At 31.8% G+C, this 14,307-nt stretch carries 12 protein-coding genes and 1 pseudogene; 3 read left to right on the top strand and 10 right to left on the bottom strand.

The window, feature by feature from the left end; translation table 11 throughout:
• Window positions 1-9 precede the first annotated feature (9 nt).
• Complete coding sequence (locus VGE71_RS15900) at window positions 10-897, bottom strand: helix-hairpin-helix domain-containing protein (protein ID WP_331139226.1); 888 nt, start codon at window positions 895-897, stop codon at window positions 10-12.
• 262 nt (window positions 898-1,159) lie between these two features.
• On the opposite strand from VGE71_RS15900, the gene VGE71_RS15895 reads away from it, so the two are divergent.
• Window positions 1,160-2,626 carry an APC family permease gene (locus VGE71_RS15895; RefSeq protein WP_331139225.1) on the top strand — a complete coding sequence of 489 codons (1,467 nt, stop codon included), beginning with the start codon at window positions 1,160-1,162 and terminating at the stop codon, window positions 2,624-2,626.
• A gap of 51 nt (window positions 2,627-2,677) precedes the next feature.
• Here the strand turns inward: VGE71_RS15895 and VGE71_RS15890 are convergent, their stop codons facing one another.
• The 5 genes and pseudogenes from VGE71_RS15890 to VGE71_RS15870 form a co-directional block, all read right to left on the bottom strand.
• Window positions 2,678-2,905 carry a PspC family transcriptional regulator gene (locus VGE71_RS15890; protein ID WP_008466940.1) on the bottom strand — a complete coding sequence of 76 codons (228 nt, stop codon included), beginning with the start codon at window positions 2,903-2,905 and terminating at the stop codon, window positions 2,678-2,680.
• A 59-nt stretch (window positions 2,906-2,964) separates the two neighbouring features.
• The gene (locus VGE71_RS15885) at window positions 2,965-4,236 is read right to left on the bottom strand and encodes a DUF2851 family protein (protein ID WP_331139224.1); all 1,272 of its coding nucleotides are present in this window, start codon (window positions 4,234-4,236) and stop codon (window positions 2,965-2,967) included.
• 76 nt (window positions 4,237-4,312) lie between these two features.
• Window positions 4,313-4,795 (bottom strand): annotated as a pseudogene (locus VGE71_RS15880) (3'-5' exonuclease).
• An 81-nt stretch (window positions 4,796-4,876) separates the two neighbouring features.
• On the bottom strand, window positions 4,877-6,238 hold the full coding sequence (locus VGE71_RS15875) for a pyridoxal-phosphate dependent enzyme (RefSeq protein ID WP_331139223.1): 1,362 nt from the start codon (window positions 6,236-6,238) through the stop codon (window positions 4,877-4,879).
• 42 nt (window positions 6,239-6,280) lie between these two features.
• The gene (locus VGE71_RS15870) at window positions 6,281-8,266 is read right to left on the bottom strand and encodes a putative porin (RefSeq protein WP_331139222.1); all 1,986 of its coding nucleotides are present in this window, start codon (window positions 8,264-8,266) and stop codon (window positions 6,281-6,283) included.
• 169 nt (window positions 8,267-8,435) lie between these two features.
• Here VGE71_RS15870 and VGE71_RS15865 point away from each other — a divergent pair, with 169 nt between their 5' ends.
• The gene (locus VGE71_RS15865; RefSeq protein ID WP_331139221.1) at window positions 8,436-9,101 is read left to right on the top strand and encodes a ribonuclease HII; all 666 of its coding nucleotides are present in this window, start codon (window positions 8,436-8,438) and stop codon (window positions 9,099-9,101) included.
• Between the two features lie 54 nt (window positions 9,102-9,155).
• On the opposite strand, the gene lipB is transcribed toward VGE71_RS15865, so the two are convergent.
• The 4 genes from lipB to VGE71_RS15845 form a co-directional block, all read right to left on the bottom strand.
• Complete coding sequence (lipB, locus tag VGE71_RS15860) at window positions 9,156-9,854, bottom strand: lipoyl(octanoyl) transferase LipB (RefSeq protein ID WP_144215168.1); 699 nt, start codon at window positions 9,852-9,854, stop codon at window positions 9,156-9,158.
• A 5-nt stretch (window positions 9,855-9,859) separates the two neighbouring features.
• Window positions 9,860-10,609 carry a hypothetical protein gene (locus VGE71_RS15855; protein WP_331139220.1) on the bottom strand — a complete coding sequence of 250 codons (750 nt, stop codon included), beginning with the start codon at window positions 10,607-10,609 and terminating at the stop codon, window positions 9,860-9,862.
• A 67-nt stretch (window positions 10,610-10,676) separates the two neighbouring features.
• A complete protein-coding gene (locus tag VGE71_RS15850; protein WP_331139219.1) occupies window positions 10,677-11,459 on the bottom strand; it encodes a hypothetical protein in 783 nt (260 codons plus the stop codon).
• Between the two features lie 61 nt (window positions 11,460-11,520).
• Complete coding sequence (locus tag VGE71_RS15845) at window positions 11,521-12,246, bottom strand: hypothetical protein (RefSeq protein ID WP_331139218.1); 726 nt, start codon at window positions 12,244-12,246, stop codon at window positions 11,521-11,523.
• Window positions 12,247-12,551: 305 nt separating this feature from the next.
• On the opposite strand from VGE71_RS15845, the gene lysS reads away from it, so the two are divergent.
• Window positions 12,552-14,255: a lysine--tRNA ligase gene (lysS, locus tag VGE71_RS15840; protein ID WP_331139217.1), complete on the top strand. Its 1,704-nt coding sequence runs from the start codon at window positions 12,552-12,554 to the stop codon at window positions 14,253-14,255.
• Window positions 14,256-14,307 lie beyond the last annotated feature (52 nt).

Raw genomic sequence — 14,307 nt, 5'->3', positions numbered from 1 at the left:
TAGTTTCTTTTAGAACTCCAAATATAAACTAATTATTTTTGCTTTTTCAACAGGAAAATCTTTAATTTTTGCTAAATCCTCAATATTTTCAAAATTTCCGTTCATGCTTCTATAAGTTACAATTTGTTTTGCCAATCCATATCTGAAATAAGAAAATTGAGCCAATTCTTTTAAAGACGCATCGTTTACGTTTATTTTCTTTAATGTCGGAGGAATTATAGCTTTAAAATGACTATTTAATTCGCTCACAACCTCAGGCGAAAGCCCCCAGATATCTTTCATTTGCTCCATTGAAACAAAACAACCTAAAATTTCTTTTTGCTTTAATATTCTTGATGACAAACCTTCGCCTATTCCGTATATCTTCATTAAATCTTCTTGAGTTGCCTGATTGATATCTAACACAGGAAGTTTTTCTTTTTTCGGAAATTCCTTTTTTACAAAATCAGGTTTATTCGATTTAAACTCTGTTTTATGTTGTACCCAATTTGGAAATTTAAATAAAGGAGAAATTTTATTTAATAATGAATCCGAAATACCTGTTACCTTCTGAAACTCTTCTGCAGAATTTACAAATTTATTTTGTTTCCGAAATGCCATTAAACGATCTATTTCTTGTACAGTCATTCCAAGTTTATATCCTTTATAATCAGAAATAAAATTTGGATTAAACAAAAAAATCGTTGGTTTTGTATTTTTCTTTACCGCTTTTTCATTGTCAATTTCAGATTGTAAAGAAAGCCATTTTTCTTTTTCAGGATTTGTTTGTTCTGAAACATTAAAATCAGAGAACAGATAAAACAACTGCAATCCTATTATGATAATAAAGAGTAAAAAAATACCAGTTCGCTGATATTTTGTAAAATGGAAATACAATTTAAAAGACCTAAAATTCATAACAAAAAACATTTTCAAAAATAAAGAAAGAAAAAACTTTCAAATCTATTAAGAAAATTAGTAAGAAAAGTAGTTTTTAAAAAATTATTGATTCTGTTAGAAAAGGTCAATTAAATTAATGAATATCAATACTTACAGAAAGTTTCTTGAGAGTCCTCTAAAAAAAATAAAGATTTTATAACTTAAAACATGATAATTGTTTTTATTTTTTACAAAAAACAATACATTTGGCACTTAATAACAAATAAACCAATAAAATAGTATGTCAATTTGGAGAGTTAAACCTATATCAGCCTTTGAGGCCGATATGAAAAAAAGTGATTTAAAGAGAGTCCTTGGAAAATGGAGTCTTACTGCCATTGGTGTTGGTGCCATTATCGGTGGAGGAATTTTTGTACTTACAGGTACAGGGGCTTATTATCATGCAGGTCCGGCATTAGCAATTTCGTTTATTATTGCAGGTATTGCCTGTGTTTTTGCAGCTCTTTGCTATTCTGAATTTGCTTCCATTTTACCTGTTGAAGGATCTGCTTATGCTTATGCTTATGGTACTATCGGAGAAGTTTTTGCCTGGATAATTGGCTGGGGACTTATTCTGGAATATGCAATGGGTTCTATGACCGTAGCTGTTTCCTGGTCCGGATACTTTAATAAATTACTTAAATTGTTTCACATCAAGCTTCCTGATTGGCTAACTACAGATCCAGCAAGTTATACTGGCGAAGGTTTTTCTATGAATCTTCCTGCTTTCCTGATTGTTATATTAGTTATTTCATTACTTATTAAAGGAACAAAAAGTGCTGCTAAAGCAAATAATGCTATTGTAATCTTAAAAGTATCTGCAGTAATATTTGTAATTATAGCTGGTCTTTTCTTTATCAATACAGCAAACTGGAGCCCATTTATTCCTGAAGCAACACAGATTATAGAAAAAGAAACCACTCATAATGCTTACGGAATTGGTGGAATTGTTTCTGGAGCTGCTGCAATTTTCTTTGCTTATGTTGGTTTTGATGCCGTTTCGACACAAGCTGGAGAAGCTATCAACCCGAAAAAAGACGTTCCATTTGCAATTATTGCTTCTTTATTGATTTGTACTACTTTATACATTCTTGTTTCATTAGTATTAACAGGAATGATGAATTACCAAGATTTTAATCCACTAGGAAAATACCCTGAAGCTATCAAAGCTCCTGTAGCTTATGCTTTTGATATTGCAGGACAAGGCTGGGCTGGTTCTATTATTACTGTTGCTGCTACTATTGGTTTGATTTCTGTATTAATGGTAATGATTATGGGACAATCTAGAATTTTCTTGGGTATGTCTAAAGATGGATTGATTCCTCCTGTTTTTTCTAAAGTAAATCCTATTTCTGGAACTCCAAAAACGAACTTAATGATTTTAGGTGGTATTATCGCAACCGTTGCTGCATTTACACCAATCAACAAATTAGCTGACATGACAAGTTTTGGTACTTTATTTGCCTTTACAATGGTTTGTATCGCAGTTTGGATTTTAAGAGTAAAACAACCTGGATTAAACAGAACTTTTAAAGTTCCTGCTTTACCAGTTATTGCTGTTTTAGGAATCGCAATTAATTCTTATTTAATTTTCAATTTAAGTTTAGATGCTCAATTATTATCATTTGGATGGCTTATAATTGGTATTCTGGTTTACTTTGGATATAGCAAGAAAAGATCAAGACTTAATGATCCAACTGAAGAATAGAAATATTATTTTAAAAATAGAAAGGCTCCAATTAAATTTGGAGCCTTTTTTTTATAAATCAAATACTGATGTTCTTTTAGAGCGAATTAGATCCTTTAATCGAATCCAAAAAGCGAGTGTCAGATAAACTCCAAAACCTAAACCAGCTGTAACAAACGAAATGTAGATAAAAAACAATCTCACGCTTGTAACACGCATTCCTAGTTTATCTGCTAATCTTGAAGAAACATGAAAACCATATTTTTCAAAAAAGAACTTAAGTTTTAAAATAGCTGACATTTATATTTTTTTAGATTCACAAAAATACAAATTATCTCATAATCTTATTTGCTAATTTTCTAATTGTTTTTGAGTAGTTCCATTCCTACCGCACATTTTAAACAAGCTTTATAATTACAATATTCATTTTTGAGTTCTAACAAAGACTGACTTTCAAATGCAGTTCTTGATTTTATCCCAAATGAATTAAACTTATCTATTATTGCATTTTTCTCCGAAGCTACTTCATTCATAAAATCAATCAAATCTTCTGCAATTGATTCTCCTAAACTACTAGAATAAGCAAACTGAATAGGAATGATTGTATTTATAACGATTAAATCTAAAAATGACTTTGAAAGCAACTTTGATTTCTTCGGGCTTTCTTTGTCAAACTGATAGTGATTCAGCCAATAAGTGCTTGCCGAAACTTGCAGTAAGTCATATACTCCATTAAGTGTTTTCAACTCTATTATTTTAGAAAACAAGTTTGGGAGTTTTTGATAGAAACTTGCTAATTGGGAAAGTCGTATAGTTGGAAAATTATCTGGACGATGTTTAAAAAACTGAACCGGTTCAACAAACGTTCGCTCTAACTGATATTTATGGAGCAAATAAAAATATCTAAATTTTAAATCTTTAAAATACACATCTTCTTTTTCTGCTTCTAACAAACTCGCTGTTCCAAAGAATAAAGCTTCTAAGTTTTCATGTTCAAAACTTTCTTTTCTGATAATTGAAAACGGAATTGATTTGGCAATTTGAAGAAAAGAAGTACCATTTGTATTTAAACCAAAATTCTTAGCCAAGAGGCAAAACAATACACTCTCCCAATCCTGATTGGTTTCTTCTAGTAATTCATAAATAAACTTTGATTTACGTTCCAAACGCTCAAAAAACAATCTTTCCTGCCAATTTTTAAAAACAAAATTATCAATATCTTTAATTTGTTTCTCACATGAAATCCATGTTTTAGGCGAGATCAATTCAGCATAATTGGATACCATTTCTTTACCAACATAATCTTTAAGAACCAGAACAGGAATTTCTGAATTATCTTCTCTAAAAATAGCCGTATCATTTTCCCAAACTACATGTAGAATTACGTTTTTGTATGCAGGATCATTTTCGTGATTGTGCAGATACCAATCAGATGATTTGACATGAATTTCTACATTTCCTGCCCATTTCTGATTTCCTATTTCAATATGAGCATTAAAAAAATCAGGTCCCGAAAGCTCCAAATAATCACCCGTTTTCAAAATTGTGATTAATTCGCCCTGAGCTGTTTTTAAATTTAAAGTATTAAACTTTTTGAATTTCCAGAGATAATGAAGAAAGTCTTCTTTCATTTTTTTAGATCTTATAACAATTTACAAAATCTAAAAATAACAAAATTTTAAAATTATTCTTACAAAAATAAATTATTTAACGAAGCATATATAATTTTGCACAAGCTCTTGCGTCAGACAAAGCTTCGTGGTGATTCAGCTGAATCTTCATTTCTCGACAACAATCACTTAATTTAGTTGGTTTTACACCTTTAGCTTTATAAATTTTTACAGTGCATTCCCATTTTGTAGCAATGTTTAAATCTTCATAAACCAAACCATGCAACAGCATTGATTTCATCAAAACATTTCGGTCAAAACTTTCGTTGTGTGCTACTACAACACGATTTTTCAATCGCTTTTCAATCTCTGGATAAATCTGAAAAAAAGATTTAGCATTGGCAGTATCTTTCGGATAAATTCCGTGAACACGAATTGTAAACGGACTGTATTCGTTGTTTGGCGGTTTTATTAATGATACATATTCGTCTACAATTATTCCATTTTCAACTGTCACAATTCCAACAGAACAAGGATGATAACCTGTAGCTGTTTAAAAATCTATTGCTGTAAAATTCATTTTATATTTTTAAAAGAGAAATCCATAAACCTGATTACAAAAGCAATCAAATTTATGGATTCATTTATTTTTATAGAAGGTTTATTTTATAGAACCAATAATATCATACTTTGTAATAATATGGTGATTTCCGTTTCCTAAATCAACTAAAACCGCATCATTTTCTTTGGTAAAAAGTTTTGATACTTCTTCAATTGGAGTTCCTAATTTTACAATTGGAAAAGGTTTTCCCATTACCTCTTTAATTGGTTTTTCGGCCACATTTTTATCTGCAACGTAACTTCTAAACAAATCTGTTTCATCTACAGAACCCACAAAACCATTGATATCCACAACAGGAATTTGAGATATTTTATACTTACGCATACGCTCAATGGCATGCGAAACCAGTTCTTCTGTACGAACAACAATTAATTCTTTATCAATATGATCTTTAATAACGTCTTCTGCTTTTGTTATGTTTTCTTCTAGGAATCCGCGTTCACGCATCCAGTCATCGTTAAACATTTTTCCAACATAACGGCTCCCAGAATCATGAAACAGAACCACAACAACATCATCTGGTTTAAAATGTTCTTTTAACTGCAACAATCCTTTAATACAAGCTCCAGCTGAATTTCCAACAAAAATGGCTTCTTCAAGTGCAATCTTTCTGGTATATACTGCAGCATCTTTATCGGTTACTTTTGTAAATCCGTCAATTAAAGAAAAATCAACATTTTTAGGCAAAATATCTTCTCCAATTCCTTCAGTGATATAAGAGTAAATTTCATTTTCATCAAAAATTCCAGTTTCGTGGTATTTCTTAAAAACAGAACCGTAAGTATCAATTCCCCAAATTTTAATGTTTGGATTTTTTTCTTTTAAGTACTTTCCAACACCAGAAATCGTTCCTCCGGTTCCAACACCTACAACAAAATGAGTGATCTTACCTTCTGTCTGTTTCCAGATTTCTGGTCCAGTCTGTTCGTAATGTGCCAATGAATTTGACATATTATCATATTGGTTTACATACCAAGAATTTGGTGTTTCTTCGGCTAAACGTTTTGAAACTGAATAATACGAACGAGGATCTGTAGGTTCAACATCTGTCGGACAAACCACTACTTTTGCTCCAACAGCACGAAGAATATCCATTTTTTCTTTTGATTGTTTATCTGAGATAACGCAAATCAATTTGTATCCTTTTACGATTGCTACAAGAGCGAGTCCCATTCCTGTATTTCCAGAAGTTCCTTCAATAATAGTTCCTCCTGGTTTTAATCTTCCATCAGCTTCTGCATCTTCAATCATTTTCACAGCCATTCTGTCTTTTACAGAATTACCTGGATTAAAAGTTTCGACTTTTGCCAATACTAACGCATCAATTTCAGCAACAATTTTGTTGAGCTTAACCAATGGTGTGTTACCAATTGTTTCTAAAATATTATTTGAAAAGTCCATTTTATTTAAGTTTAATATGTGGTTTTAAAATAAAGTAGGTTTTTATTGGAAGAAATTCCAAACTAAACCAAAACGCAATACAAAATCACGATACGGATTATTTGGTGTTGCATAATAATTACTTTGTGAAAATAAAGCATTGAAATGCTCTGCTTTTAAATAAAATCTTGTCTGACGAATTCTTGCATTTACAAAGAAATCAAATGTTGCAAAACCACCTGTCTTTTTATTTTGCTGCACAAAGAACTCGGCTATAACAGGGTTATAATCATCTCCATAATATTCAGTTAAATAATTAAACACAAGTCCCGTCTGCATGAATAATGCTTTTTTGAAGAAATGCCCTGAATAGTAAAATGTATTTCTGGTTACAAAATCTGGAACATTTAAAATCAAATCGGACTGATCTACTTTTTGATATAAAAGTGTATTGTCTAATGCAAAATGACCAAATTTAAATTCACGACTCGCTTTTATTTCCAAATAATTAATCACATTCCCATATTGAAGTGGCTTGACAATTTGAATATTGGCTGCTTTTTGTGCATCTGTACCAACATTAGCAAAATACAAATGATCTTTAAGAACCGTATATTGAACTTGTCCTGTCAACCATGGAGTTTGAATTTCAGCACTAAGCGAATTGATTTTCTCATTTTTAAAATCATTTGACCAATTGTATTCTACCCAACTACTTTGATACAAATTGTAATTATTGTTTGGTAATTTATTGATGTTTCGATATCTAAAATCAAACTTAATTTTATCATTTAAATCGTATCGCAACTTCGCATCCAAATCAGAAAGTGACTGATTGGTAATTGATCTTGAATATAAAAATCTACCGTTCCATTTGTTTTTTTGATATTCGTACTGTCCTCCAACATTATTAAATTGCAGATACAAATTTGCTGGTACAGCATGTCCTGTACTATCAATTATAATTCGCTCGTATTGATAATTTGATCTGTAATCGTCTATAAAGAAATTGAATTTCCCCAGAAGTGAATTTTCATAAGCTAGTCCCGCTTTATTATAAAGCCTTTCATACTTTGTCTTATCATTAATATTGCTAGCTGCATAAGAATCGCCAAAACGTGCTACTCGCGTACTAACATTATTATTATCAGTAACCGTAGAAAGTATTGTTGGCTGCTTATATTCATAAGTTTTACTCTCGTAATTGAACTGATGGGTTACATATAAATTATTACTTCCATCTGTTGGATTTACACGAAATGCATGATCAAAAAACAGTCTTTTTCCCTTCAAAAGAGATTCTGCATCGGTCAAATAAACCTGTAATCTTTGTCTGTTTTTATAGTCTTTATTATCGCTTTCAAAATTATCATCATTTGTAATCCCTCCATTTTCCTCATTTAAAACGTCTTGAGAAGTAAAGTGAGCGTTTATAGCATAACGTCTGCTGGTAGTAGCGTAACTTGTTGTAAATCTAAAACTTCCAGCACTAACTAATTGATTAATATAATCTCCCTCAGATCTTAAACCTCTATAGGCAATCGAAAAGTTCAGGTTTTTGGAAGTATTTAAAGTGATAAAAGAATCTACATTTTGACCTTTATTAATTGTTGTATTAAAAAACAATTCTGTAAAAGGAGTTGCAGCAGAGTAATATCTAATTTGATCTGCCTGCATGTAATTAAAATGTTTTCCGTTAAAACCAATTTCTGGATAAGGAGAAAAACTCGTTAAACTATATTGCAAAGTGTTCAACGGTTGTCCGATATTTGATAATTCCTGATATCCAAAAAGATCTTTTCTAAGATGATTTTGTCTGTAAGCACTTTTAATTGTTAGCGATGTATCAGCATAAATTGTATCGTGCTCCAAAGTGACAATTTTGTACTGATCTATCGTAGCTATTTTTTGTTTTTTCTTTTTTACGGTATCTGTAATACTTGAATATTCCGTATTCATATCTAAATTATTTTTAGAAGCTGGCTTTTTTTCCTGAGAAAACAATAATGTTGGTACAACTAATAGATATAGAAAAATGAATATTCTCATTTGATGGCTTTGTATAAATTTATTTTGACAAATTTGCTAAGCAAAGGTAAATTATAAAAACAAATAAAGAAAAAAACACTTCATTTTATACAATTGCCTTGGCTGACAGTACGAAAACGAATATTTTTGCTGAAAATTTCATCTAATTTGTTATTAAAAACCTAAAAAAATGCTCGAAAAAAATTTCTCAGGATTTGTTTTAGAAACCGGAACAGACGAAGCTGGCAGAGGATGTCTCGCTGGTCCAGTTACTGCAGCTGCTATAATTCTTCCAGCTGATTTTGAGAATTCAATTTTAAATGACAGTAAACAATTATCTGAAAAAGCAAGAGCGCTTTTAAGACCAATTATAGAAAAAGAAGCGCTTTGTTTTGCCGTGACTCATTTATTTCCAGATGAAATTGACGAAATAAACATTCTTAATGCTTCTATGAAAGGAATGCAAGAGTGTATTTTAAAATTAAAACATGTTCCTGAATTTATTATTGTTGACGGAAACCGTTCCTTAAATGCCAAACTCGGACTTAAAAATGCTTTCGGAAAACAATTTTCTCAGGACGAAATTACTCTCTTAAAATCTATTCCAAATCAAAGCATTATAAAAGGAGACGGTAAATATTTAAGTATTGCCGCAGCATCTGTTTTGGCAAAAACGTATCGCGATGAATACATGAACCAAATTCATGAAGAATTTCCAATGTACAACTGGAAAAAAAATAAAGGTTATCCAACCAAAGAACATCGTGAAGCCATTAAAGAATTTGGAACTACAAAATACCACAGAATGAGTTTTAGACTCTTACCCGACCAACTGGAACTTAATTTCTTCGAATAAAAAAAAAAGACTTATCAAAAAATGATAAGTCTTTTTTTATCTCGTTTTTTTCTTTTAAACAAATTCAGCTTCAAAAAGTTCCGTAAAATGTTTGATGATTTTAGATTTCACTTCTTCTTCATCTACTTTTTCAACACCAAGTTCTACATTCAAAGAAGTCACTCCTTTTCCGCGAATTCCACACGGAATAATATTATCAAAATAACCTAAATCAACATTTACATTTAAGGCAAATCCGTGCATGGTTACCCAACGCGAGGCACGCACACCCATTGCACAAATCTTGCGTGCAAACGGAGTTCCTACACCAAGCCAAACGCCTGTTTCACCTTCACTTCTGCCCGATTCTAAACCATATTCTGCCAAAGTCAAAATGATTGATTCTTCAAGCAAACGTAAATATTTATGAATATCGGTAAAGAAGTTTTCTAAATCCAAAATTGGATATCCCACAATTTGTCCTGGTCCGTGATATGTAATATCACCACCACGATTGATTTTATAGAATGTTGCTCCTTTGGCTTCTAGTTGTTTTTCGTTTAATAATAAATTTTCCAAATCACCGCTTTTACCTAAAGTATAAACGTGTGGATGCTCAACAAATAATAAATAATTGGGTGTTGGCAGATCAAGTTCTTCTCTTCTGTTCTTGATTTTTAAATCGACTATATCTTTGAAGATTTCTTCCTGATATTCCCAAGTTGATTTATAATCTTTTTTGCCCAGATCCTGAAGTTGGATTTTTTTATTCATTTTAATTATTTTTCAAACTCAACATCAAAGTTAAGTTTGTCAGGATTCTCCATATAATCCGTAAAAGAGTATTGAATTGTAATTGATTTTCGATCGTCGCTAAACAATGCGTTCGGATTAGAAACTTTCTTAATCTTTTTTGGGAAATGATATTTTACAATATAATTTGACGAAGCAAACATCATTTTAGACATATCTGCAGCCGAATCTTTTGCTTTTGCTGCCAACTTTTGCTGATCTATTGTTGCTTTTCTTGTAAATTTCTTTCCGTCGTAAGTATAAACTAATGTACTGCCATTGTCCCCAAAACCATTTCCAAGCGGATTTGCGTTTGCTCCTCCTTCTAATCTTTGAAATGTAGTTAACGTTTGAAGAATATCCTGCAGTTCATTTACATTTTTAAAATCAGTTCCCATTGTCATTAAAAACTGTTTCTTCTCTGAACTCATTTTTGTACTAACAACAAAATTCTCCAATTTCTTTAGTTCTTTTTGAGTTTCAGGAGACAATTTAGCGATACTGTCTTTTTTCTCTTCAAATATTTGTTTGAATGTAAAAGTAGAGTCAATATCTTTTTTAGTATCTCCCATTTGACCTGCAATCTGGTCTCCCGCCATTTCCATCAAAGCAGAACCATCCATATCTACAGAGAATTTCCCAGTTCCGTTATCGTTGATATAAATATTTTCGGTAAAAGTACAGCTTGTTAATGTCGCTATTAAAAAAGAAAAACTAAGTAATTTGTATAATTTCATCGGAGTACAATTTTTTATCAAAGATACGAACTCTATTTGAAAGAATACTGTTTTACAATCTTACTGTTTAATCTTCAAAAATTACTTTAAAACCTACTTCCATATTACTGCTATCTTCCATATTTTCTAATGGTGCATCGTAAGTAAAACTTTTTTTGTCTGGAGCAATTACAGCACCTTTTAAAGAAACAGTTTTAATTTTCTTTGGAAAATGATATTCCATTGAATACTTGCATTCTTTTAGCATTTCGTTCATTTTGGCAGAAAAAGGATCATTTTCGTCTTTTTCTTTCTTTTTACTTTTAGCTTTTGAAGGAACTTTTTTAGTGTCTTCTGAAGATATGATAGTTTTAACAAAAACTTTTCCGTCATACTTAAAAGAAGCCGAACTTTTACTTTCTGATTTTGGGGCAGCACTTAAAGCTCCAAGATTTTTTTTATCAGATAATGCTAGCTTTTCCATGGCTTGAGCTGGAGAAGCCATTTTTTGAATACTATCTAAATTCGGAAAATCAAAAGCCATGTTGTATTCCATTTGCTTTTTCTCTTCGTTGATTTTTAAGTTGATTTTGAAATTTTCAAGAATTTTAAGCATTTCTTTTTCAGCGGGTGGTAATTTTGCAATGCTGTCTTTTGCCTTATCGAAAAGTTCTTTAAAATTGAAGGTTGTATCTATAACTTTTTTATTTTTTAAAGTATCAGAACTCTTCATTCCCATTTTGTACATTCCTGCCATGTCAAATCCGTATGAGAAGGATCCGGAACCATCTTCGTTTATGGTTACTTTTTCTTTAATGGTACAACTGGAAATACTTAATGCAATGAACAAACAAAGTAGAATTCTTTTCATAATTTTAGATTTAGGTTGATGAGCGAACGAAGATACTTTGTTTTGTAAATTATTTTGATTTTTATTCTAAAATAACTTCAAGATTTGTGATTTCGGGATTTTTTAAACAATCTGCAAGCTGAAATTCTATAGTCAAAGATTTTTGGTCTGCGGCAACCATTGCTTGGGGATTCGAAATCGATTTTATTTTTTGAGGAAAATGATACTTTAAAACATAAGATTGTGTCAATTTCGCATCACCATATTTAGCTTTGAATCTTTCTGAATCGCCTTTTGCTTTTTCAAATTCGGTTGTATTTATAATGGAAACCGATCGTTTGAAAACTTTTCCATCAAAAGCGTATTCAATTCTGAAATAATGATTTTCGGCTGTCAAAGCGTAGTTATGCTGAATATCGGATGCATAATCTTCTGTTTTAAATAAATCTGGAATTTCTGAAACTTTATTAAAATGAAGAGCAAAAACAGATCTAAATTCTTTTTCGAATGAACTTCTTTTAATGTGAGTTTTCACATTGGCATATTTTTGAAATAACTGCTGTTCTTCTACTGTATATTTCTGAAAGTTCTCTTTGTATTTGGTTATATAATCTTTGAAAACATAAGTAGTATCCTGAAAAACATTTTCTTTAGAATATTCTTCTCCAACCATTTGCATATAACTGTTTTCTTCTCGAAGTTGAACTAACTCAATGTCTCCGCTGCCGTCTGAATTGATTGTTATTGTTTCTGTAATTTGACAACTTATAAAAGAAAGCAACAAGAAAAAAATGGATAAATACTTCATTTCTTTTTAAGATTCTAAGGTTTTAAACGGCTAATATAGTAAGTTTTTTCATTCACTACATTCCAACTAAAATGTCTTTTGAAAACAAAAACTTCTACTCTAGCCCCGATAGAAATGGAAATCCTTTTGTGCCGGGGTTCGGCACAAAAGATTACTTCGTCAGTTCGCTATCGCTCGTGTGAAATGGATAGCGGGACTAAAGGTAATTGAAACCCAATAATTTGATGCTGCAAAAAATCTAAAATCTGCATTCTAAAATCTACATTCTTTTCTTTATCTTTGCACACTTAAAAAAATAGCACAAAATGGCATTATCAGAACAAGAAATCATTAGAAGAGAAAAACTTCAGAACTTACGCAACTTAGGAATCAATCCTTATCCGGCTAATCTTTTTCCTGTAAATCATACATCTAAGCAGATAAAGGAAACGTTTGAAGAGGGTAAGAAGGTGATCGTTGCGGGACGTTTAATGAGTGTTCGTGATCAAGGTAAAGCTTGTTTTGCCGAGTTACAAGACAGCGAAGGACGTATTCAATTGTACGTAAATCGTGATGTTTTGTGCGAAGGTGACGATAAAACTTTGTACAATCAAGTTTTCAAAAAATTAACCGATTTAGGTGATTTTATCGGAATTGAAGGTGAATTGTTTACTACTCAAGTTGGTGCAAAATGTATTCGTGTGAGTGGTTTTACTTTCTTGAGTAAAACGTTACGTCCGCTTCCATTGCCAAAAGTTGACGAGGAAGGAAATGTACACGATGCCTTTAACGATGCTGAATTGCGTTACAGAATGCGTTATGTAGATTTAACTGTGAATCCGCAGGTTAAAGAAACTTTTATTAAACGTACCAAATTATTTACTGCAATGCGTGGTTATTTTAACGATGCAGGATATTTGGAGGTTGATACTCCAGTTTTACAGTCAATTCCTGGTGGTGCTTCTGCACGTCCGTTTATTACGCACCACAACTCGCTTGATATTCCGCTTTACATGCGTATTGCAAACGAATTGTATTTGAAAAGATTAATTGTTGGTGGATTTGAAGGTGTTTATGAGTTTTCTAGAAACTTCCGTAATGAAGGTATGGACAGAACGCATAATCCTGAGTTTACTGCAATGGAAATATATGTAGCTTACAAAGACTACAATTGGATGATGGAATTTGCAGAAGGCTTACTAGAGCATTGTGCAATTGCCGTTAACGGAACTAGCGAAGTGACTTTTGGCGAACACACAATCAACTTTAAAGCGCCTTACGCTCGTGTTACGATGACAGATTCTATCAAACATTTTACTGGTTTTGATATTTCTGGTAAAACAGAACAAGAATTGTTTGAAGCAGCACGCGGAATGGGAATCGAGGTTGACGAAACAATGGGTAAAGGAAAATTAATTGATGAGATTTTTGGAGCAAAATGTGAAGGAAATTATATTCAGCCAACTTTCATTACTGATTATCCAAAAGAAATGTCGCCGCTTTGTAAAGAGCACCGCGATAATCCAGACTTAACTGAGCGTTTTGAATTAATGGTTTGCGGAAAAGAAATCGCAAATGCTTATTCTGAATTAAATGACCCAATTGACCAAAGAGAGCGTTTTGAAGATCAAATGCGTTTGGCAGCAAAAGGTGATGATGAAGCAAACGGAATTATCGACGAGGATTTCTTAAGAGCTTTAGAATACGGTATGCCTCCAACTTCTGGAATGGGAATTGGAATGGATCGTTTGATTATGTATTTGACAAATAATGCTTCTATTCAAGAGGTTTTATTATTCCCGCAAATGCGTCCTGAGAAAAAACAAGCTCAGATCGAATTGACTGAAGAAGAAAAAGTGATCATTACTTTATTAAAAGGAAACGAAAACAAAATGGATTTATCTCAGCTTAAAGTTTCTGCTAACTTAAGCGGTAAAAAATGGGATGCTTCAATGAAAAACTTATCTAAACACGGTTTGACAAAAGTTGTTGTGGACGGTGAGTTTAAATTTGTGGAACTTGTTGGGTAAATTCCAATCCTAAAAATTCCAAATTCCAATTGGATTTTATAATATTTCAAAC

The organism is Flavobacterium sp. (genome assembly GCF_036405015.1).
Classification (GTDB): domain Bacteria; phylum Bacteroidota; class Bacteroidia; order Flavobacteriales; family Flavobacteriaceae; genus Flavobacterium.
This window is presented reverse-complemented; position numbering and strand designations above follow the sequence as displayed.

Coding starts and splice junctions, on each gene's coding strand:
- VGE71_RS15900 (WP_331139226.1), bottom strand. CDS start 897: ATGAATTTTAGGTCTTTTAAATTGTATTTCCATTTTACAAAATATCAG.
- VGE71_RS15875 (WP_331139223.1), bottom strand. CDS start 6,238: ATGGACTTTTCAAATAATATTTTAGAAACAATTGGTAACACACCATTG.
- VGE71_RS15845 (WP_331139218.1), bottom strand. CDS start 12,246: ATGAAGTATTTATCCATTTTTTTCTTGTTGCTTTCTTTTATAAGTTGT.
- VGE71_RS15850 (WP_331139219.1), bottom strand. CDS start 11,459: ATGAAAAGAATTCTACTTTGTTTGTTCATTGCATTAAGTATTTCCAGT.
- VGE71_RS15885 (WP_331139224.1), bottom strand. CDS start 4,236: ATGAAAGAAGACTTTCTTCATTATCTCTGGAAATTCAAAAAGTTTAAT.
- VGE71_RS15865 (WP_331139221.1), top strand. CDS start 8,436: ATGCTCGAAAAAAATTTCTCAGGATTTGTTTTAGAAACCGGAACAGAC.
- VGE71_RS15895 (WP_331139225.1), top strand. CDS start 1,160: ATGTCAATTTGGAGAGTTAAACCTATATCAGCCTTTGAGGCCGATATG.
- VGE71_RS15870 (WP_331139222.1), bottom strand. CDS start 8,266: ATGAGAATATTCATTTTTCTATATCTATTAGTTGTACCAACATTATTG.
- VGE71_RS15855 (WP_331139220.1), bottom strand. CDS start 10,609: ATGAAATTATACAAATTACTTAGTTTTTCTTTTTTAATAGCGACATTA.
- VGE71_RS15890 (WP_008466940.1), bottom strand. CDS start 2,905: ATGTCAGCTATTTTAAAACTTAAGTTCTTTTTTGAAAAATATGGTTTT.
- lysS (WP_331139217.1), top strand. CDS start 12,552: ATGGCATTATCAGAACAAGAAATCATTAGAAGAGAAAAACTTCAGAAC.
- lipB (WP_144215168.1), bottom strand. CDS start 9,854: ATGAATAAAAAAATCCAACTTCAGGATCTGGGCAAAAAAGATTATAAA.